Below are 21198 nucleotides of genomic sequence, written 5' to 3' on the forward strand. Positions count from 1 at the left end.
GCGCCAGATTGTGGTTCTGGATATCGTGGGTTCGAGTCCCACTACCCACCCTTTTTAATGGGCTATCGCCAAGCGGTAAGGCACAGGACTTTGACTCCTGCATTCGTTGGTTCGAATCCAACTAGCCCAGTTTTATGTATGGGCGTGTAGCTCAGGTGGTAGAGCACTTGACTTTTAATCAAGTTGTCCGGGGTTCGAATCCCCGCACGCTCACTGACACGCAGCTAAAAAGGCTGCGTGTTTTTTCATCCTGCGGATGTGGCGGAACTGGCAGACGCGCCAGACTTAGGATCTGGTACTTCGGTGTGCAGGTTCGATTCCTGTCATCCGCATGTATTTTTGTTTGGGAAGCGGTCGGATGCTGCGAAAAGCAGCGCCCGGCCGCTTCTCTTTTCTGGTGCTTGACAGCCGGGACAATTAATGATATAAGAAATATTGTTTGCTACTGTAAAATGAATGTAAAATTTCTTGTAAGAGAGGGCTGTAAAAGATGCACCGCAAATTCAGAACAGTCATGTTGATTATAGCAATGGCCATCATCTGTGTGGCCGCGCCTTCCAGCCTTTTTCTAAGAGGAGAGGCTTCAGATGTACCGCCCACCGGCACACACGCCGGTATCTGTCATATAGACAACTCCTGCGGGATGAGCCTGTATGACGTGTGTCTGGACGAGAGCGCGAGCCATAAGACGGGGGGAACCCTGGTAAGTACGGCGGCAGGGCGGACAAAGCATGGCGCTGGCAGAGGGCAGTGGCTGACATGGCTGTGCTGTCCTGCTCTGGCAGCTTTGTTCCTGTGCGCCCGCATGAGGAAAAAGGCGGTGCTCCTGAAACCGGACCCATATCTTCCTGCACGGTTTCTGTGCGATCTATTTATCCTGTATCAGAAAGATGGAAAAAAGAGAGAAGCTGTTTTGCTGACAATGTGACATCACTTGCAGAAAACAGGAGTAAAAAATGAAAAGCAGAATAACACTTATCGGATTTTTTAAGAGACAGCCTGCCGGGCGGCTGATAGCGATAGGCTTTGCCTCAGTGATCCTTCTGGGGGCCGTGCTTTTGTGTCTGCCTGTATCTGTGAAGGACGGAGCGCATGTGTCCTTCATCGACGCGCTATTTACATCCACAAGCGCTGTCTGTGTGACGGGGCTGATCGCCATCGACACGGCGGACCATTTTACGGCCTTCGGGCAGGGACTGGTGGCTCTGCTGATACAGGTCGGCGGCCTGGGAGTGACCTCGGTGGGCGTGGGACTGATGCTGGCGGCAGGAAAGCGGGTGAGTATCAAGACAAGGCTTCTCGTGAAGGAAGCCCTGAACGTGGACAGTTACAAGGGGATGGTGCGCCTCATACGGTCTGTCCTCCTGATGACGCTTCTCTTTGAGGCGGCCGGGGCTATCTTAAGCTACCCTGTGTTCAGCCGGGACCATGAGCCGCTCCACGCGGTGGGGATCAGCATTTTCCACTCCATCGCGGCTTTCAACAACTCGGGATTTGACATCCTGGGAGGACTTCGGAACCTGACCATTTACCAGGACAGCGTCCTTCTGAACCTGACCACGGCCGGGCTGATCATATTCGGCGGCCTGGGCTTTCTGGTCATTCTGGACATTGCAAAGAAAAGGTGCTTTAAAAAGCTGTCCTTCCACTCCAAGGTGGTCATCTCCACCAGCATTGTGCTGATCATCGCGGGCACGCTGCTTTTAAAGGCCACGGAGGATATTTCCTGGCTGGGAGCGTTTTTCCAGAGCGTGTCGGCCAGGACGGCGGGATTTTCCACCTATGCCATCGGAGATTTCACGAACGCCGGGCTTTTCGTCCTGTGCGTGCTCATGTTCATCGGCGCTTCGCCGGGATCCACCGGAGGCGGTATCAAGACCAGCACCTTTTTTGTGCTGTTCCAGGCGGCCAGGAGCGCATGTGTGAAGAAAAATGTCTGCGCGTTCCGGAGAAGTATTTCCCGGCAGAATATTTCAAAAGCCAGCATGATCACCGTGCTGTCCATGATGGTGGTGTGCGTGGCCACCTTCCTTCTGTGTGTGCTGGAGCCGGACCGCACGTTTATACAGGTGTTCTTTGAGGTGGTGTCCGCTTTTGGAACGGTAGGACTTTCCACGGGCATCACGCCTGGCTTAAGTGTGGCGGCCAAGATCGTCATTATCTTTGTCATGTTTATCGGAAGACTGGGAGCGTTTACGCTCCTCACTATCTGGATCAGCCATCCGGAACCGAAGATACGCTACTCAGAGGAGAATATTGCCATCGGCTGATAGAGGAGAAAAAATCATGAGGAAAAAATCGAAATTAACATACGGAGTCATTGGTCTGGGACGCTTCGGCATGGCACTTGCCGTGACGCTGGCAGAGTCCGACAATGACGTCATCGTCATGGACCGGGAGGAGAGCTCCATACGGGAAATGCGAAATTATACAGACTATGCCTTTGTGACAAATGACCTGAGCATGGAGGCGCTGAGGGAGGCGGGTATCCACAACTGCGACGTGGTCATCGTCTGCATTGGCGAGAAGGTGGATGTCAGCGTCCTGACTACCATGAGCGTGATAGAGATAGGAGTTCCCAGGGTCATCGCCAAGGCGCTGTCGCCGGAGCAGGGCGCTGTGCTGAAAAAGCTGGGCGCCGAGGTGGTCTACCCGGAGCGGGATATGGCACTGCGTCTGGGACGCCGGCTTCTGTCCGGGAATTTCCTGGACTATATCCCCCTGGACCACAGCGTGCAGATCACACAGATCCGCATCCCGGAGAGGATGGTGGGAAAAACCGTGGAGCAGATCCAGCTCCGGCGGAAATACGGCCTGAACATCATTGCCATAGAGAGCGGCAGCGAGACTACCATAGAGGTGCAGCCTGATTACCAGCTTAAGGACGGCGACATCATCGTAGTCATCGGAAAGGCTGACAATATCAATACATTTGAGGAAAGCCTGTAAACAGCAGGCGGGAGGGAAAAGGTTTATGGATGTTTCGTTAAGTTATTTCCTGGATGCCATGTCCGGCAGCCCGGTCCTTGTCATTACGCTGCTCCTGACGCTGGGAGTGATCTTCGTCAACGGATGGACGGACGCGCCCAACGCCATCGCCACCTGCGTGACGACGAGATGTCTGCCGGCCCGCACGGCTATCATGATGAGTGCGGCCTTCAATTTTCTGGGTGTGTTTGTCATGACCCAGATCAACAGCTCCGTGGCATCCACCATAAGCAACATGGTGGACTTCGGCAGCAATACCCAGGAGGCTCTGGTGGCCCTGTGCGCGGCCCTCATTTCCATCGTGGTGTACAGTGTGGCCGCTTCGGTCTTCGGCATTCCGACCAGTGAGAGCCACAGTCTCATTGCGGGCATATCCGGCGCCGCCATCGCCATCCAGGGCGGCGTGGGCGGCATCAACGGGGCGGAGTGGGTCAAGGTCATCTACGGCCTTGTGCTGAGCCTGGCTCTCGGATTTATCACCGGCTGGGTCATCTGCCGGGCCATCACGGTCCTTTGTCAGAACATGGAGAGGCGCAGGGCGGACCGGTTCTTCGGGGGAGCCCAGATCGTGGGCGCCGCCGCCATGAGCTTCATGCACGGGGCTCAGGACGGCCAGAAATTTATCGGCGTGCTGTTCCTTGGCATCGCCTTCTGCAACGGCCAGAATTCGGTCAGCGGCATGGAGATCCCGGTGTGGCTCATGCTCCTGTGCAGTATCGTCATGGGGCTTGGGACGAGCGTGGGAGGAGAGAAGATCATCAAGTCCGTGGGCATGGACATGGTGAAGCTGGAGCGCTACCAGGGCTTTTCTGCCGACCTGGCAGGGGCCTTCTGTCTGCTCCTCTCCAGCGTGTTCGGCATCCCTGTATCCACCACCCACACAAAGACCAGCGCCATCATGGGCGTGGGTGCGGTGAAGCGGCTGTCCGCCATTAATTTTAATGTGGTGAAGGACATGATGCTCACCTGGATCTTCACATTCCCGGGGTGCGGCATTATCAGCTTTGTGATGGCCAAGATATTCATGGCTGTCTTTTAAGTAAAATACAGGAGAAAAGGAGAAAAGAACAATGTCAAAAAAACAGGACGCGTTTTATTATGATAATTTTGCCGCGTGTGCGGAGCTTGCAAGAAAAGCAACCCATTTTCTGAAGGAGAAGCTGACGGCCTATGACCCGGCGAAAATGGAGGAGAATATGGAGGAGATCCACCGGATCGAGCACGAGGCGGATGAAAAGAAGCATCAGCTCACAGACCGGCTGGCCAAGGCCTTCATCACCCCCATTGAGAGGGAGGACATCATATCCTTAAGCTACAATATCGATGAGCTGACTGACAAGGCGGAGGAGGTCTTCATCCGCATCTACATGAACAATGTGCAGACCATCCGTCCGGACGCCCTCAGGATGCTGGACATCGTCATCGCCTGCACGGAGGAGGTGTGCGCCCTTGTGAAGGAGTTCCCGGATTTCCGCCGCTCCAAAAAGCTGAATGAGAGTATCATCCGCATCAACTCCCTGGAGGAGCAGGCGGACAGGATCTATTTTGCCAGCATGAGGGCGCTCCATACGGAGGTAGGAGATGTGCTGGAGATCCTGGCCTGGAGAGAGATCTACACCTACCTGGAGAAGTGCGCGGACGCCTGCGAGCACGTGGCGGACGTGGTGGAAGAGGTTGTGATGAAAAATTCCTAGACCGGTTTTTTTCGAAAATATTTCTTGCATGTTTACAAAAAATATGATATAAGTAAACACGTATGGAAAACAGATATGGCTTCCATGCAAATATTTTTTCGGCAGCAGAGAGACAGGCTGCCTTATTGATTGAGTTAGAAGCTCAAATTTTATAAGTTGGTTACTTTATAACCAGTGTGCAAAAAGGCATACAAAACTTGTGAAACGGTCAATAAGAGTAGTAAAAGTAAAAATATTTGCTATATAGACTCTAAAAGGTCCCATATCTGTCCATAACATGACACCAGGAAACGCGAAAGGATTTTTCTGCGGGTGTGTCTGTATGTATATTTGTGATAGAGTGATGAAACGCAAGTGGAAGGTGCCCTTCTGCCTGCGTTTTTTTGTTCTGCCGGAAAGTCCCTGGGACGCCCGGGCAGGATAAGAGTCCTCCGGCGGGACCGCAGGCGCTGCAGGAAGGAGTGAGTGAAGCATGAAAAAATATGTACAGGAGGATGCCCCCATCTACGAGGCGCTGGAGCAGTTCCGGAGGATGCGGATCGTGCCCTTTGACGTGCCGGGGCACAAGAGGGGAAGAGGGAACCCGGAGCTCTCAGAGCTTCTGGGGGACAGGTGCGTCAATATCGATGTAAACTCCATGAAGCCGCTGGACAATCTGTGCCATCCGGTCTCTGTGATCAAGGCGGCGGAGGAGCTGGCGGCGGAGGCCTTCGGGTCGGCCCACGCCTTTCTCATGGTGGGCGGCACCACATCGGCGGTCCAGAGCATGGCCCTGGCCTGCTGTAAAAAGGGGGATAAGATCATCATGCCGAGGAATGTCCACAGGAGCATTATCAATGCCCTTGTCCTGTGCGGCGCAAGGCCGGTGTATGTGAACCCGGATGTGGACCGGCATCTGGGGATCTCCCTTGGCATGAAAGTGGAGCAGGTGGAGCAGGCCATCCGCGACAACCCGGACGCGGTGGCCGTGTTTGTGAACAACCCCACATACTACGGCATCTGCTCCGATCTTCGGACCATTGTGGAGGCGGCCCACAGCCACGGCATGAAGGTGCTGGTGGACGAGGCCCACGGCACCCACTTTTACTTCGGGGAAAACTTCCCTGTGACAGCCATGGCCGCAGGGGCGGATATGGCGTCGGTGAGCATGCACAAGTCCGGCGGGAGCCTGACCCAGAGCTCCCTCCTCCTGGTGGGGAAGGACATGCACCCCGGCTACGTGCGGCAGATCATCAATCTGACCCAGACGACCAGCGCCTCCTACCTGCTGCTTTCCAGCCTGGACATCTCCAGGAGAAATCTGGCCCTGCGGGGGAGGGAGGCCTTCGCGAAGGTAGCGGAGCTGGCAGAGTACGCGCGGGAGGAGATCAACCGGATCGGCGGCTACTACGCTTTTGGCGATGAGCTGGTGAACCGGGACAGCGTCTATGCCTTCGACCCCACAAAGCTGTCTGTCCACACCCTGGACATTGGCCTGGCCGGCATCGAGGTGTACGACATCCTGCGGGATGAGTACGACATCCAGATCGAGTTCGGGGATCTGGGAAACATGCTGGCTTACCTGTCCATCGGCGACAGGAAGCAGGAGGTGGAGCGCCTGGTCAGCGCCCTGGCGGACATCAAGCGGCGTTACCAGAAGGACAAGACAGGTATGCTCTCCCAGGAGTACATACCGCCCCGGGTGGTGATGACGCCCCAGGAGTCCTTCTACGCGCCCAAGGAACAGCTCCCCATCCAGGAGGCGGAGGGGCGGATCTGCAGTGAGTTCGTCATGTGCTATCCGCCGGGGATCCCCATCCTGGCGCCGGGGGAGGAGATCACGGACGAGATCATCGAGTACATCCTCTACGCCAAGGAGAAAGGCTGCTCCATGACCGGGCCGGAGGATGAGAAGATCGAGAAGCTCAATGTTGTCACAGAGAAGAAGGGAGGCGTGTAGACCATGGAAATGTGGTTTTCAGATGAACACACAGAGGACGTGAAGCTGTCCATCCGCATCAAGGAACAGCTTTTCAGCGCCCAGAGCGAGTTCCAGCGGATCGATGTGCTGGACTCCCGGGAGTTCGGCCGGATCCTTGTGGCGGACGGGGACCTGATGCTGACAGAGAAGGATGAATTCATTTACCACGAGATGATCACCCACGTGCCCATGGCGGTGCACCCCCATGTGGAGGACGTGCTTGTCATCGGCGGAGGCGACGGCGGTGTGGTCCGGGAGCTGATCAAGTACGAGGAGATCCGCCACATCGATGTGGTGGAGATGGATCCCCTTCTTGTGGAGGTCTGCCGGAAATATATCCCGGAGATCGCCTGCAGTCTCAACGATGAGAGGGTGGAGATCTTTCACGAGGACGGCCTGCGGTTTATCCGCTCCCAGACAGACCGGTACGACCTCATCATCATCGACTCTCCCAACCCCTTCGGACCCGGGGAGGGACTGTTCACAAAAGAGTTTTACGGGAACTGCTACAATGCCCTCCGGGAGGACGGCATCATGGTCAACCAGAATGAGAGTCCCTTTTACACGGAGGAGGCTTTTCAGTGCCAGCGGATGCACAAGCGGATCGTGGAGACCTTTCCCATCTGCCGGGTGTACCAGGCCCATCTGCCCTCCTACCCGTCGGGGCACTGGCTCTTTGGCTTTGCGTCAAAGAAGTACCACCCCCTGGAGGATTTAAACGCCGTGGCCTGGAAGCTGAAAGGCATCCGCACAAGATACTATGAACCGAGACTGCACGCAGGGGTGTTCGCCCTGCCGGTCTATGTGGAGGAGCTGCTGGAAGATGTTGAATAAAAATATTGTAGATTACATGGGATGTGACTGTACCTACGAGGAGGCGGACATTGTCCTTTACGGGGCGCCTTTTGACTCCACCACCTCCTTCCGGCCGGGGACCCGCTTTGCCGGTGGCACCATCCGGACGGACTCCTACGGGCTGGAGACTTACAGCCCTTACCAGGACAGAAGCCTGGAGGAGTGCCGGGTCTTTGACATGGGGGATCTGGAGCTGGCCATCGGAAGTTCGGAGAAGGTGCTGGATCAGATCGAGGAGACGGCCGGGGAGATCTTCCGGGACGGGAAGCTGCCCTTCCTCATCGGGGGAGAGCACCTGGTGACCCTGGGAAGTGTCCGGGCGGCGGCCCGGAAATATCCGGATCTTCACATCCTGCACTTTGACGCCCACACGGACCTGCGGGAGGATTACCTGGGGGTGGAGCTGTCCCACGCCTGCGTCCTTCGGCGGTGCTGGGAGCTGCTGGGGGATGGCCGCATCCACCAGTTCGGCATCCGCTCCGGGGAGAGGGCGGAGTTTGCCTGGGCCCGGGAGGGACACACGGATCTTCATCCTTTCACCCTGGAGGGGCTGGGGGAGACGCTGGAGAAACTGAAGGGCGTCCCGGTGTACTTCACGGTGGACCTGGATGTGATGGACCCGTCCGTCTTTCCCGGGACAGGGACGCCGGAGCCGGGAGGCGTAAGTTATATGGAGCTGCAGAGAGCCGTGACGGAAGTGTGCCGGAAGGCAGAGGTCATCGGGTGCGACGTGACAGAGCTGAGCCCGCCTTTTGACCCCACAGGGGCTTCCACGGCCGCGGCATGCAAGATCATAAGGGAGATGCTCATCGCCCTTGGAACAAAATAGAAAAGAGAGAAGAAAAGGAGGATATTAGAAATGGGAAAAGTACTGATCATCGGATGCGGAGGAGTGGCCAGCGTGGCTATCCAGAAATGCTGCCAGAACAGCGAGGTGTTTTCAGAGATCTGCATCGCCAGCCGCACCGTGTCCAAGTGTGACGCGCTGAAGGAGAAGCTGGAGGGCACTACAAAGACAAAGATCACCACTGCCCAGGTGGATGCGGACAATGTGGAGGAGCTGAAGGCGCTCATCAAAAAAGTGGAGCCGGAGGTGGTGCTGAACCTGGCTCTTCCCTACCAGGATCTTCATATCATGGACGCCTGCCTGGCCTGCGGCGTACACTATGTGGACACGGCCAACTACGAGCCCGAGGACACGGCAAAATTTGAGTACAAATGGCAGTGGGCCTACCGGGACGCCTACGAGAAGGCAGGCCTTACAGCCCTTCTTGGAAGCGGTTTTGATCCGGGAGTGACCAGTGTGTTCTCCGCCTACGCGCTGAAGCACTATTTTGACGAGATCAACTATATCGACATCCTGGACTGCAATGCGGGAGACCACGGCTATCCCTTTGCCACCAACTTCAACCCGGAGATCAACATCCGGGAGGTGTCCGCCAAAGGCTCCTACTGGGAGGACGGACACTGGGTGGAGACAGAGCCCATGGAGATCAAGCGGGTCTACAACTTCCCGGAGATCGGCCCGAAGGATATGTATCTTCTCCACCACGAGGAGATCGAGTCGCTGGCTCTCAATATCCCTGGCATCAAGAGGATCCGCTTCTTTATGACATTCGGGGAGAGCTATCTCACTCACCTGCGGTGCCTGGAGAATGTGGGGATGACCTCCATTGAACCCATTATGTTTGAGGGGAAAGAGATTGTGCCCCTGCAGTTCTTAAAAGCCGTGCTGCCGGATCCCTCCTCCCTGGGACCGCGGACAAAGGGCAAGACAAACATCGGCTGCATCTTTGTGGGAAAGAAGGATGGAAAAGAGAAGAAGATCTACATCTACAATACCTGCGATCACCAGGAGTGCTACAAAGAGGTGGGCTCCCAGGCAGTGGCCTACACTACAGGCGTGCCGGCCATGATCGGCGCCATGATGATCTTAAACGGCACATGGAAGAAGCCGGGCGTGTATAATATGGAAGAGTTTGACCCGGATCCGTTCATGGAAGCGCTGAACAAGTGGGGACTTCCCTGGAAGGTCAGCGAGGACCCGGAGCTGGTGGACTAGGAGAGAAAGATGAGAGAAAGCAAGATACATACGCCCTGCTACATCGTGCAGGAGCGGGCGCTTAAGGAAAATCTGGAGCAGCTTGCCGGCCTGGCCCGGGAGACGGGATGCCGGATCCTGCTGGCTCAGAAGGCCTTCTCCATGTTCCGGGTCTACCCCCTCATAGGAAACTATCTGGCAGGGACCACAGCCAGCGGCCTCTACGAGGCCAGGCTGGGGGCGGAGTGCATGGGGAAGGAGAACCACATCTTCTCCCCCGCCTACCGGGAGGAGGAGATGGGCGAAATCCTCTCCCTTTGCGGACACATAGTCCTCAACTCCCCCCAGCAGATACGGAGATACAAGAGGCAGATCCTGGCGGCGGGGAGGAGCCCGGGACTTCGTGTCAATCCGGAGTGCTCCACCCAGGAGGGCCACGCCATCTACGATCCCTGTGCCCCCGGCTCCCGGCTGGGGACTACCCTCTCCCAGCTTGAGAGGGCCCTTGCGGAGACGCCGGACCTGCTGGAGGGGATAGAGGGGCTGCATTTCCACACTCTGTGCGAGCAGGACGCGGACGCCCTGGCAGTGACCCTGGATGCAGTGGTGGAAAAGTTCGGTGTGTACATGGCGAAGATGAAGTGGGTGAACCTGGGCGGCGGACATCATATCACCCGCCCGGGGTACCACATGGAGACGCTGAAGCAGTGCATCCGCCGGGTGCAGAAGCTCTGCGGAGGGACAGTCTATCTGGAGCCCGGGGAGGCGGTGGCGCTGCAGGCCGGGACGCTTCAGACCAGTGTGCTGGAGATCACGGAAAACGGCGTGCAGACAGCCATCCTGGACGCCTCTGCCGCCTGCCATATGCCGGACGTGCTGGAGATGCCCTACCGCCCGCCCCTTTCCGGGGCAGGCCTTCCCGGGGAGAAAGCCTTCACATACCGTCTGGCAGGCCCTACCTGTCTGGCAGGGGATGTGATCGGAGACTACTCCTTTGACCGCCCCTTGGAGACCGGGGACGTGCTGGAGTTCCAGGACATGGCCATCTACTCCATGGTAAAAAACAATACATTCAACGGCATGGCCCTTCCGGACATTGTCCTTGAGAGGGAGGACGGGAGCAGGGAGCTGGTGCGCCGGTTCGGCTATGAGGATTTTAAAGGCAGGCTTTCTTAAGCCTGCCTTTTCCATGGGAGGGGAACTCAGAATTCCCGCACGCCGTACTGATCCCTGTACTGCTTCAGCGTCATGCCGGTGTGCTTCTTGAAGATCTTTCCCAGGTGGCTCTGGGAAGAAAAGCCCAGGTAGGCGGCGATCTCACTGTAGGAGTAGGGGGAGTAGGAGAGCAGGTTTTTTGTCAGCCCTACCTTTTCCTGGAGGATGAACTCCGTGATGGTGAGGCCCTCATACTGGCGGAAGATCTCGGACAGATAATTCGCGTTCAGGTACAGCTCGTCGGCAATGTCCTGGATGCGGATTTTTTCATGGAGATGCTTGAATATATAGTCCTTGCACTGGTCCACCCTGGGGTTCTGGTCTTTCCTTGGCCGGCCTGCCTTCTGGGAATTTAAGTCCGCCACCATCTCCGTATATTTGAACTCGAACTGGTGCATCATGTTCAGCAGGACAGCCGTGTCCGACTCCTCCTCCAGGCGCTGGATGAAGACGTCGCTCATGGAGAAGGACACCTCCGGCAGCAGGCCGCCTCTGATGGCCGCCCGGCTTGCCAGGGTGACCACCACAATGCCCCGGTTGCGCATGTGGCGGACCTCGTCTTTGGCCAGTGTCCCGATCTTGCCTGTGTAGTCCTCCTGCAGGCTCCTTCGCAGCATTTCTATATCCCCGTGCTCGATGCTGGAAAATTCCCGCAGCTCCTGGTCGTAAGGATTGTGGGGCTGCTCCTGCTCCCTCCGGTCAAAGACCAGGGAGGAAAAGTCCTCCATGATGGCGTCGTCCATGGAACTGTCCATGCAGTTGGCGGTCACCAGGTCGTTCAGGGAGAGGAAGCTGGTGTGCAGAAGATTGTAGACAAGGAGGACATGGGAGGCGAAATCAGAGAACTCACACTCCGGCGCGGCGGCCACATCCTCCTCAGACAGGGGCAGAGCCTCCAGGTCCCGGTTCATTCGGACCGGGGAGGAGAAGCGGACCGGGCCTATGAGAAAATCCAGGTCCCAGGAGGGGGAAAAAGCGTAGTATATTTCCCTGTTTACAGAGAAAAGCACAGGCAGGGAGCGGTAGGAGCCGCCCTGCTCGTGGCTGTCCAGGAAACGGAAAAGCGCGTCTTCCGTCAGATAGATGTCCTGGAGATCTTTTCTTGCGCAAAAGACTTTCGGGGAAGGGCCGGCCCCCGGGGAGCGGTTCCATATTTTCACCATGGTGTGGAGGCCGTAAGATATATACTGCATCAGATATTCTGTATTCATCTGCCATCTCCTTTCTGAGCGGTACTTACGCACTTCGTGACAGTATGATCATATCACAAAAGTTTTTCCGTGAAAAGTGATAAAAAACTGAGAATGATAATATAAAATGACTCCGCGTGAGACTAAAATAACCAACAGAAAGAGACAGATAAAGGCTTGCTCAGAAAACATGAAAGAAAGGAAAGTGAAAGACATGCAGGTAAAAGGCGTGAATCTTGGAAACTGGCTTGTCCTGGAGAAATGGATGAGCCCCGGATTATTCGAGGGAACAACAGCTGAGGACGAGCACAATCTCCCGCTCCAGCTGCCGAAGGAGGTGTACGAGGCCCGCATTAAGATGCACAGATCTGAGTACATTACAGAGAGAGACTTTACAAGGATCAAGAGCCTGGGACTGGACACGGTCCGCATCCCGGTTCCCTATTTTATCTTCGGGGACAGAGAGCCCTTCATCGGCTGCATCGGAGAGCTGGACAATGCCTTCAACTGGGCAGAGCGGTACGGACTTCAGATCCTCATCGACCTCCATACGGCGCCGGGCAGCCAGAACGGCTTTGACAATGGCGGTGAGAGCGGCGTGTGCATCTGGTCACAGCAGCCGGACGAGGTGGAGTTTGAGCTCAGCGTGCTGGAGAGACTGGCAGAGCGCTACGGCCAGAGAAAAGGGCTGTGGGGCATTGAGATCATCAACGAGCCGGTGCTCGAGGACATGTGGGAAGGCATGCACGTGCAGGAGCGCTACCCGGCAGTGGATGCGGAGAGGGGCGCAAGGTCAAAGCCCAACACCATCGAGTTCATCCGTCAGTTCTACCTGGATGCCTACGATAGGATCCGGAAACATATGCCGGAAGATAAATATGTGGTGTTCCACGACGCGTTTCGCCTGAAAGCATGGAAGAATTTCATGCGTGAGGATAAATACAGGGGCGTGGTCCTGGATACCCACCAGTACCTCATGATGGCGGAGCTGTACGGCTGTGAGCAGACTGTGGAAAGCTACGTCGGCTATGTGAAGAACCTGCAGAAGGACATCGGGGAGATGAAGGAGTATTTCCCGGTGATCTGCGGTGAGTGGTGCCTCTTCAACTCTCTTGCAGTGGGACAGGATACCAAGGGGGGACAGACTGTCTTAAACGGCGTGGAAGGTCTGGATCAGGAAGTGGTAAGCGACGAGAGAAAGAAAGAGATCTACAACGCAGTGGCAAAAGCGCAGCTTGAGGCATGGAAGGCCGGAAACGGTTACTTCTACTGGAGCTGGAAGCTTCTCACAGACACAGTGAACACACCTGGCTGGGTTGGCTGGGACAGCTGGGATCTGGGACGCTGCGTGGACTTCGGATGGTTCCCGGTTGAGGAAGCATAAGAGAGTAAAGTGAAAGGAAGAGAGAACAATGAACAAGACAACAGATATGAACCCCAACGCAAAGCTTTCATTCCTTGAAAGGTTTGCCTACGGTATCGGAGACTATGCAGGAAACCTGGTATATTCTGCCATCAGTGCATTTCTCCTTGTATATTATACAAATGTAGTGGGAGCCAGCGCAGCGGCGGCAGCCTCCATCATCGCTGTCTCCAAGATCCTGGATGGTCTTTCAGACCTTGCTATGGGATATATCGTTGACCATACCCACAGTAAATGGGGCAAGGCCCGTCCCTGGATCGCAAGACTGTGCATCCCTCTTGCTGTATGTACCGTGCTGATGTTCAGCGTGCCCTCCAGCTTTGCGGGCCCTGTACAGATCGCATACATGTTCCTTACATACAACCTTGTTTCCACCATTTTCTATACAGGAATCAATGTTCCCTATGCTACCATGCAGGGACTGATGACAAGAGACCAGTACGAGAGAGGTCTTCTCGGAAACTTCCGTAACCTTCTGGCCACAGCCGGAACCATGACCATCAACACAGTGGTTCTGAAGATGACAGGTTTCTTCGGCGGCGGGGATGCCTACACACAGAGAGGCTGGACACTGACTTTTGTGGTTCTGATGATCGTCTTTGTCATCCTCAATATGTTTATGTTCTTTACCTGTAAAGAGAGAGTCGTAGAAGGCGGAGCAGACGGAAAAGGTGAGACAGTCTCCTTTATCAAAGGTCTGAAGGGACTTGTGAAAAATAAATACTGGATCTTAATGGTCATCAGCGTGTTTGCCATGTACTTTATGATGTCCACATTCTTCGGATCAGCCGTTTACTTTACTATGTACAACATGGGCAACGACGGATACTACGCAATGGTATCCAACCTGCTCTCCATCGCGCAGATCATTACTCTGTTCATTACACCGTTCCTTATGAAGAAGGTGAGCAAGAGAAACCTGTTCATGGCAGGTATGGCCATCGCAACAGTTGGATTTGTCATCTCCGGTATCTCCACAGACTACAGCATCATCTGTGCATCATCTGTCATCAAAGGTATCGGCTTCGGATGCGGCGGAGCGACTATGTTCGGATGCCTGCAGGATGCAATTACCTACGGCGAGTGGTATAATGGATACGGCACAGCCGGCATGGGAAATGCTGCTTCTTCCTTCTGTATGAAGGTGGGATCTGGTATCGGTACGGCTGCTCTTGGATGGATCCTGGATGCAGGCGGATTTGACGCCGCCCTGGAAGTACAGAGTGCATCTGCACTTTCATCCATCACTGTGGCATTTGCATGGGTACCGGTTATCACATCCGTGATCTGTGTCATCTGCATGGCTATGTTCAACCTGGACAAGTATTACGGGCAGGTTGTGGCAGATCTGGAAGCAGGAAAGCACAGAGGAGACAACTAAAAAATATAAAGCGGCCTCTGACAGGCGGCAGAAAATAAATCTGGCAATTTGGCAAAGGATGGCGTTCACGCGGCATCCTTTGTCTGCAATATGGAGGAATTATGGAGAGGAAAGAACTGCTTTTTGGGACAGCGTATTACCCGGAGTATATGCCCTGGGACAGAATAGATGAAGATTTTGACATGATGGAAAAGGCCGGGATGAACGTGGTGCGCATTGCGGAGTCTACCTGGAGCACTCTGGAGAGGGAAGACGGCGTCTTCGATTTCTCTTATATTGATAAGGTCTTAAAGAAGGCAGAGGAGACAGGCATGAAGGTGATCATCGGCACCCCCACCTACGCGGTCCCCTCCTGGCTTGTAAAAAAAGACCCGGATATCATGGTCACCACAAAAGAGGGAAAAGCCGCCTACGGGCACCGGCAGATCTTCGATATACTCAATCCCACATACCTGCATTACGGGGAGAGAGTGATCCGGAGGCTTCTGGAGCACACAGCTTTTCATCCTTCTGTGATCGGATTTCAGATCGACAATGAGACAAAGCACTACGGAAATGACGGGGAGGAGATGCAGCGTCTTTTCCGGGAACATCTGCAAGAGAAATACAAAGATACAGATACATTTAACAGAGCCTTCTATCTGTCCTACTGGAGCAATTCCATCCACAGCTGGGACGATCTGCCGGATATGAGAGGCTGCGTCAACGGCGGTTTGGTGGGAGAGTACGAGGCCTTCAAGAGGACCGTGGCGGCCCGCTTCCTCGCCTGGCAGGCGGACCTTGTGCGGGAGTATAAAAGAGAGGACCAGTTCATCACCCACAATCTGGATTTTGCGTGGAAGAAGTTCGGGGCGGACATTGCCCAGGACGGCTACTCCTACGGGGTGCAGCCGGATCTGAACCACCAGGAGGCATCCCGGTGCCTGGACATTGCGGGGACGGACATCTACCACCCCACCCAGGACGATCTGACTGGAGCAGAGATCGCTTTTGGCGGGGACTCCATCCGCAGCCTACAGGATAAAAATTACCTGGTGCTGGAGTGCCAGGCACAGGCCTTTAAATACTGGACGCCCTACCCGGGACAGCTCCGCCTCCACGCCTACAGCCATCTGGCCAGCGGGGCGGCAGGGGAGATGTACTGGAACTGGCACTCCATCCACAACGGCTATGAGACATACTGGCGGGGACTTTTAAGCCACGACCTTCAGTCCAATCCCACCTACCGGGAGGCCTGCGTCATCGGCCGGGAGTGGAAGGAGCACGCGGAAGAACTGGCAGGCTTCACAAAGAAAAACAGGATCGCCCTGCTGGTGGACAACCGCTCCCTCACAGCCCTCAAATGGTTCCCCATTGACAGGGACTTAAGCTACAACGATGTGGTGCGGTGGATGTACGACAGCCTTTACGAGATGAACCTGGAGTGCGACGTAGTGGATGTGCACGCGCTGAAGGAAGACCGGTACGATATGATCGTTACCCCGGCTCTCTACTGCGCCGGAGAGGACCTCATCCGGCGTCTGGACGCCTTTGTAAAACGGGGCGGCGTTCTTGTCAGCTCTTTTCGTTCCTTCGTGTCAGATGAGCAGGCCAGCGTGTACCCGGATGCCCAGCCCCACGGTCTGACAGACTGCTTCGGCATGACCTACAACCAGTTCACGGAACCCGGCAGGGCCATGATCAAAGGAGAGAAGATCCAGTACTTTATGGAGCTTATGAAGCCGGAAAGCGCAGGCCGGGAAGCCGGCTATGAGCATCCCTACTGGGGAGAGTACGCAGGGATCACAAGAAATGCTTACGGAAACGGAGCAGCCTGGTATGTGGGATGCTTTACAGAAAAAGAGCTTCTCAAAGAGGTGTACCAGAAGGCGGCAAAAGATGCAAAAATCCCCCTTCCGGCGTACACGTGGCCTGTGACCATAAGAAGCGGCAGGACAAAAGAAGGAGCAGACCTGCATTACGTACTGCACTACAGCCAGGAGGAGCGGGACATTACATGCCCCTGGGATCTGGCAGAGGATGTTCTGACAGGAAAGAGCTACCGGCGGGATGACCGCATACATCTGAAAGACTGGGATGTACTGATCCTGAGAGAAAAATAGCGGAGGAGACAAACGTGCGTTTATATATGACAGAAAGCCCGGAGAAGATCTATCCGGACAAAAAGATGGAAGTATATGATTTTGTCCCGGAGGACGGGACGGAAAATGAAGTGGTGAACCTGTATCCCGGCCTCACATACCAGACCATGGAAGGCTTTGGCGGAGCCGTTACAGATGCCGCCGGCTATGTTTTTTCCATGATGGACAAAGACCAGAAGGAAGAACTGCTGGATATGTATTTCGGGGAGGAGGGCATGCACTACAACCGGGTGCGCCTTCATATGGACAGTTGTGATTTTTCCACCCGGCTCTATTCGGCTGTGGAGGATGAAGAGGACGAGAACCTGGATACATTTTCCTTTGCCCACACGGAAAAATATATGATCCCTCTTCTTGAGGCGGCGCAGCAGAGAGCGGGAAAGAAGCTGAAGGTGATGCTTTCCGCCTGGTCCCCGCCGGAATTTATGAAGACAAACGGAAGCCGCATTGGCGGGGGATCGCTGAAAAAGGAATACTACAGCAGATGGGCAAAGTATCTCTGCCGGTATATAGAAGAGTTTGAAAAGAGAGGATATGAAGTGGAGCGCATGTCCCTCCAGAATGAGCCCGCCGCTGTGCAGACATGGGACTCCTGCGTCTACACAGTGGAGGAGGAAAAAGAATTTTTAAGAGACCACCTCTGCCCGGAGATGAAAAAAAGAGGGCTGGAACATGTGGAGATTTTCGGCTGGGACCACAACAAAGAGAGGCTCTTTGAGCGTGCCAGCGGACTGATCGATAAGGAGACAGATGACATGATCACAGGCCTTGCATTCCACTGGTACAGCGGGGACCACTTTGAGGCCCTGGATCTGGTGCGCCAGATGTACCCGGACAAGAAGCTGATCCTGTCTGAGAGCTGCCTGGAGTTTGGCAAGTACGACAAGGACATGGAGACAGAGAACGCCATTCGCCTCTCCCACGATATGATCGGAAATCTGAATCACGGCATGCAGGCTTTCTATGACTGGAATATCCTGCTGGACGGGGAAGGCGGCCCCAACCACCAGAATAATTTCTGCGACTCACCCTACCTTTACCACGAGGATGAGAAACGGCTGGAGGAGCGGAGGATCTGCCGTTACTACTGGCATTTCGCCCACTTTATCGAGGCCGGGGCCGTCCGCATCGCCCACACCAGATACACAGAGAAGCTGGATGTGACAGCCTGGAGAAATCCTTCCGGTGATATCGTCTGCATTTTTATGAATAAGTCGGACGAAAAGCTGCCGGCAGTGATCCGCATGGAGGGAGAACTCTGCCGCATTTCCCTGGAGCCCAGAGCCATCGCAAGCTGTGTGATAAAAAACAGCGGAAAAAAGGAAAAAGAAGCGTAGAAGGAGAAGAAAGACATGATAACAAATCCAATCATTCCCGGATTTAATCCGGATCCGTGTATATGCAGAAAAGGGGAGGACTACTATCTCGTAGTATCCACGTTCGAGTGGATGCCGGGGCTTCCCGTCTATCATTCCCGCGATCTGAAACACTGGGAGCTTTACACTCATGTGATCACCGACGACGAGAAGGTGGATCTGAAGAAACTCCCCTCCGCAAAAGGCCTGTGGGCACCCTGTCTGACCTACTGTGAGGAGGAAGATCTTTTCTATGTGGTGTACGGCGTCATGAACTCCATGAACGCCAGATACTTTGATGTGGATAATTTCCTCATCACAGCAAAGGATATCAGAGGTCCGTGGAGCGAGCCTGTGTACCTCCATTCTTCGGGATTTGACGCATCCCTTTTCCATGATGATGACGGCCGCAAATATGTGGTGGCCCTGGAGTGGGAGACAAGGGAAGGATACGAAAAGCCGGGCGCCATCTGTATGGTGGAATATGATCCGCAGAAGAAAGAGATCATAGGCTATCCGAAGCGGATCTGGAACGGCGGCACGGACAGAGGCTGCATCGAGGCGCCTCATCTGACGAAGCGGAACGGTTATTACTATATTATGTGCGCGGAGGGCGGTACGGGCTACAATCACTGTGTCACCATGGGACGGTCAGAAAACGTGTGGGGCCCCTATGTGAAGGATCCCACAAATCCCATTCTCACCTCCGTGCCGGGAGAGTCCTATGAGAGGCACAACCCGGATCATCTGAAGCCTAAATACTACAATCCCGACTCTGTCCTGCAGAAAGCCGGACATGGCAGCTACGTGGAGACACCGGACGGAGAGGTGTATATGGTGTACCATACTTCCAGGCCCTTTGTGCCGGAACTGTGCTGCACGCTGGGGCGTGAGACAGCTATCCAGAAGATGAAGTGGACCGATGATGGATGGTTTAGGACGGACAGTGGCAGCAACCTGGCCCAGGAGGAGACACAGGAGAGCTCTCTGCCGCAGTGCCCGCTTCCAAAAGTGCCCGACTTTGACGATTTCGACAGCGGCGAGCTGGGCAACTGGTACTATGCGCCCCGGATCATGCCCTGGCGCTTTGCAGATGTGAAGGCCCGTCCGGGCTGGGTGCGTCTCCGCGGCCAGGAGTCCAGGACATCTCTTAACAAGGTCAGCATCCTTGCCAGAAAGCTGACCAGCGTCTACGCACGGATCACCACAAAGATGGAATTCCAGCCGGAAGTGCACCAGCACAGCGCGGGACTTATCCTCTACTACGACAATATGAACTACATTAACCTGCGCAAATATTACAGCGAGACTCTGGGAGGCAGCGCCCTGTCTATCATCCACCTGGAAAACGGCGTGAAGACAGAGTTTCTGAACACAAGGATCCCGGTGGAGGACCGTCCCATCTACCTGCGTCTCTGGATCCAGGGAAGAAAATCCTGGTTCGAGTGGAGCTATGACGGGGAGACGTACACAAAGATCGGCCGGATCTTTGACACGGCGAAATTCTCTGATGAGTACTGTCAGTACGGGGAGTTCACAGGCACTATGGTGGGCCTGACCTGCGCGGACAGAGTGAAACATCAGCACTGTGCGGACTTTGATTTCTTCGAGTATATCGCGGACGAGACAAAGCCGGTTGACTAAGACATAAGATATAAGACATGCGGGCGGGGCGCGGACAGCGCCCTGCTCTTTTTAATGAGAAAATTTTATGTCACATATTCTTGCGGCGGCGGGGGAAGTATGCTATTCTGTTTGCAGGCATTATTTTTCTCATATTCTCATGCGGCGTCTGCCGTGTCAAAGAAGAACGCCGGTTACTCTCCGGCATTTGCCGCTGCCCTGCGTATCGAGCTGGAAGAGGTCCGGAAAATCAAGGTAAGAAGGATAGAGGAGGGGATCTACTATCTGGAGGGGGATCCCGTTCCCATGCAGCTTCTGATCCCGCCCCGATTGTCACCGGAGAATAACTACTGGATGCAGCATTTAAGAGGAAATCTGAAAAGGGGAAACGAGATTGAGGAACTGATGAAACGCTATGAAGAGCACAGCCATTCCAGGTGGTATCAGGCTGCCATGGACCTCATTATCAGGGCCAACTGGGAGAACGTAAAGGAGGAGAAAAATATGTGCGAAGCGCTGAGAGAGTTGTTTGCAGATGAACTCCGGGAGTCGGAAGAAAAAGGACTTGCAGCCGGGGCGGAGAAGCAGATTATTTCTGTTGTGTGTAAGAAGCTGGGAAAAAACAAAGGGGTGTCTGAGATTTCTGAGGCACTGGAAGAGCCGGAGGAAAAGATACGTCTCATCTGCGAAGCCGCCGCGGACTATGCCCCGGATTATGACGTAGACAAAATATATGACAAGCTGAAAGAAGGAGAGAACAGGAAATGAAGATACTGATCGCATCAGACATACACGGGAGCGCCTATTACTGTCGGAGCCTCCTGGAGAGATACAGGGAGGAGAAGCCGGATAAGCTGCTGCTTTTGGGAGACATCCTCTATCACGGCCCAAGGAACGACCTGCCCCGTGAGTACGCGCCGAAAGAGGTGCTGGCCATGCTCAATGAGATGAAGGAGGAGATCCTGTGTGTCCGCGGCAATTGTGACACGGAAGTGGACCAGATGGTACTGGAATTTCCGATCCTGGCAGATTACTGCATTTTGTACGCAGGGAATCGGATGATCTTTGCGACTCACGGGCACCAGCACAACACAGCCAATCCGCCGATGCTGAAACAGGGAGATGTGCTCCTGCACGGTCACACCCACGTGCCGGTACTGGAGGAGTTTGACGGGAAATACTATATCAATCCGGGCTCTGTGTCGATCCCGAAGGAGAACAGTGCTCACAGTTACATGGTGCTTGAGGATGGTGTTTTTTTCTGGAAAGATGTGGAGACAGGAGAGACTTACAGAAAGGCAGCGCTGTAGCGGCGCTGCTTTTTTGGTACAG

Annotated in this window: 18 protein-coding genes and 3 tRNA genes; 20 read left to right on the plus strand and 1 reads right to left on the minus strand. The window is 54.8% G+C overall.

The annotated features are described in order from the left end of the window. The first annotated feature begins 58 nt into the window (after positions 1-58). From Q5911_RS05040 to nspC, 13 genes are all read left to right on the plus strand, one after another. Positions 59-130, plus strand: a tRNA-Gln gene (locus Q5911_RS05040). A gap of 10 nt (positions 131-140) precedes the next feature. Then, a tRNA-Lys gene (locus Q5911_RS05045) sits at positions 141-213 on the plus strand. A gap of 39 nt (positions 214-252) precedes the next feature. Further along, positions 253-332, plus strand: a tRNA-Leu gene (locus Q5911_RS05050). Positions 333-514: 182 nt separating this feature from the next. Next, the gene (locus tag Q5911_RS05055) at positions 515-928 is read left to right on the plus strand and encodes a hypothetical protein (RefSeq protein ID WP_303181447.1); all 414 of its coding nucleotides are present in this window, start codon (positions 515-517) and stop codon (positions 926-928) included. 28 nt (positions 929-956) lie between these two features. Next, positions 957-2270, plus strand: a complete 1314-nt coding sequence (locus Q5911_RS05060; protein WP_033124696.1) for a TrkH family potassium uptake protein — start codon at positions 957-959, stop codon at positions 2268-2270. Between the two features lie 16 nt (positions 2271-2286). Continuing rightward, positions 2287-2949 carry a potassium channel family protein gene (locus Q5911_RS05065; RefSeq protein ID WP_303181451.1) on the plus strand — a complete coding sequence of 221 codons (663 nt, stop codon included), beginning with the start codon at positions 2287-2289 and terminating at the stop codon, positions 2947-2949. Positions 2950-2974: 25 nt separating this feature from the next. After that, a complete protein-coding gene (locus tag Q5911_RS05070) occupies positions 2975-4027 on the plus strand; it encodes an inorganic phosphate transporter (protein WP_076780411.1) in 1053 nt (350 codons plus the stop codon). A gap of 31 nt (positions 4028-4058) precedes the next feature. Further along, the gene (locus tag Q5911_RS05075) at positions 4059-4682 is read left to right on the plus strand and encodes a DUF47 domain-containing protein (protein ID WP_303181456.1); all 624 of its coding nucleotides are present in this window, start codon (positions 4059-4061) and stop codon (positions 4680-4682) included. 472 nt (positions 4683-5154) lie between these two features. Next, positions 5155-6621 (plus strand): aminotransferase class I/II-fold pyridoxal phosphate-dependent enzyme, encoded by a 1467-nt coding sequence (locus Q5911_RS05080; RefSeq protein ID WP_033124700.1) that lies wholly within the window; start codon positions 5155-5157, stop codon positions 6619-6621. 3 nt (positions 6622-6624) lie between these two features. Further along, positions 6625-7476, plus strand: coding sequence for a polyamine aminopropyltransferase (gene speE, locus Q5911_RS05085; RefSeq protein ID WP_033124701.1), 852 nt, complete (start codon positions 6625-6627; stop codon positions 7474-7476). Beyond that, complete coding sequence (speB, locus tag Q5911_RS05090) at positions 7466-8326, plus strand: agmatinase (RefSeq protein WP_303181463.1); 861 nt, start codon at positions 7466-7468, stop codon at positions 8324-8326. The genes speE and speB overlap by 11 nt, the downstream gene beginning before the upstream one ends. Positions 8327-8356: 30 nt before the next feature. After that, a complete protein-coding gene (locus Q5911_RS05095) occupies positions 8357-9559 on the plus strand; it encodes a saccharopine dehydrogenase family protein (protein WP_076780416.1) in 1203 nt (400 codons plus the stop codon). 9 nt (positions 9560-9568) lie between these two features. Then, positions 9569-10714, plus strand: coding sequence for a carboxynorspermidine decarboxylase (gene nspC / locus Q5911_RS05100; protein ID WP_303181468.1), 1146 nt, complete (start codon positions 9569-9571; stop codon positions 10712-10714). Positions 10715-10740: 26 nt separating this feature from the next. Here the strand turns inward: nspC and Q5911_RS05105 are convergent, their stop codons facing one another. Next, positions 10741-11964 carry an AraC family transcriptional regulator gene (locus Q5911_RS05105; RefSeq protein ID WP_303181470.1) on the minus strand — a complete coding sequence of 408 codons (1224 nt, stop codon included), beginning with the start codon at positions 11962-11964 and terminating at the stop codon, positions 10741-10743. A 193-nt stretch (positions 11965-12157) separates the two neighbouring features. Here Q5911_RS05105 and Q5911_RS05110 point away from each other — a divergent pair, with 193 nt between their 5' ends. The 7 genes from Q5911_RS05110 (at position 12158) to yfcE (ending at position 21176) form a co-directional block, all read left to right on the plus strand. Further along, the gene (locus tag Q5911_RS05110) at positions 12158-13327 is read left to right on the plus strand and encodes a glycoside hydrolase family 5 protein (protein ID WP_303181473.1); all 1170 of its coding nucleotides are present in this window, start codon (positions 12158-12160) and stop codon (positions 13325-13327) included. A 28-nt stretch (positions 13328-13355) separates the two neighbouring features. Continuing rightward, the gene (locus Q5911_RS05115; RefSeq protein WP_226394426.1) at positions 13356-14747 is read left to right on the plus strand and encodes an MFS transporter; all 1392 of its coding nucleotides are present in this window, start codon (positions 13356-13358) and stop codon (positions 14745-14747) included. A gap of 101 nt (positions 14748-14848) precedes the next feature. After that, positions 14849-16849: a beta-galactosidase gene (locus Q5911_RS05120; RefSeq protein WP_303181474.1), complete on the plus strand. Its 2001-nt coding sequence runs from the start codon at positions 14849-14851 to the stop codon at positions 16847-16849. A 14-nt stretch (positions 16850-16863) separates the two neighbouring features. Beyond that, positions 16864-18225 carry a glycoside hydrolase family 30 protein gene (locus tag Q5911_RS05125; RefSeq protein WP_226394424.1) on the plus strand — a complete coding sequence of 454 codons (1362 nt, stop codon included), beginning with the start codon at positions 16864-16866 and terminating at the stop codon, positions 18223-18225. A 15-nt stretch (positions 18226-18240) separates the two neighbouring features. Further along, on the plus strand, positions 18241-19887 hold the full coding sequence (locus Q5911_RS05130; protein ID WP_303181477.1) for a glycoside hydrolase family 43 protein: 1647 nt from the start codon (positions 18241-18243) through the stop codon (positions 19885-19887). 153 nt (positions 19888-20040) lie between these two features. After that, positions 20041-20634 carry a hypothetical protein gene (locus Q5911_RS05135; RefSeq protein WP_226394423.1) on the plus strand — a complete coding sequence of 198 codons (594 nt, stop codon included), beginning with the start codon at positions 20041-20043 and terminating at the stop codon, positions 20632-20634. Then, positions 20631-21176: a phosphodiesterase gene (yfcE, locus tag Q5911_RS05140; RefSeq protein ID WP_226394422.1), complete on the plus strand. Its 546-nt coding sequence runs from the start codon at positions 20631-20633 to the stop codon at positions 21174-21176. Before Q5911_RS05135 ends, yfcE begins: the two co-directional genes overlap by 4 nt. The last annotated feature ends 22 nt before the right edge of the window (positions 21177-21198 follow it).

This window comes from Lachnoclostridium phocaeense, assembly GCF_959599685.1.
GTDB classification, from domain to species: Bacteria; Bacillota; Clostridia; order Lachnospirales; family Lachnospiraceae; genus Claveliimonas; species Claveliimonas monacensis.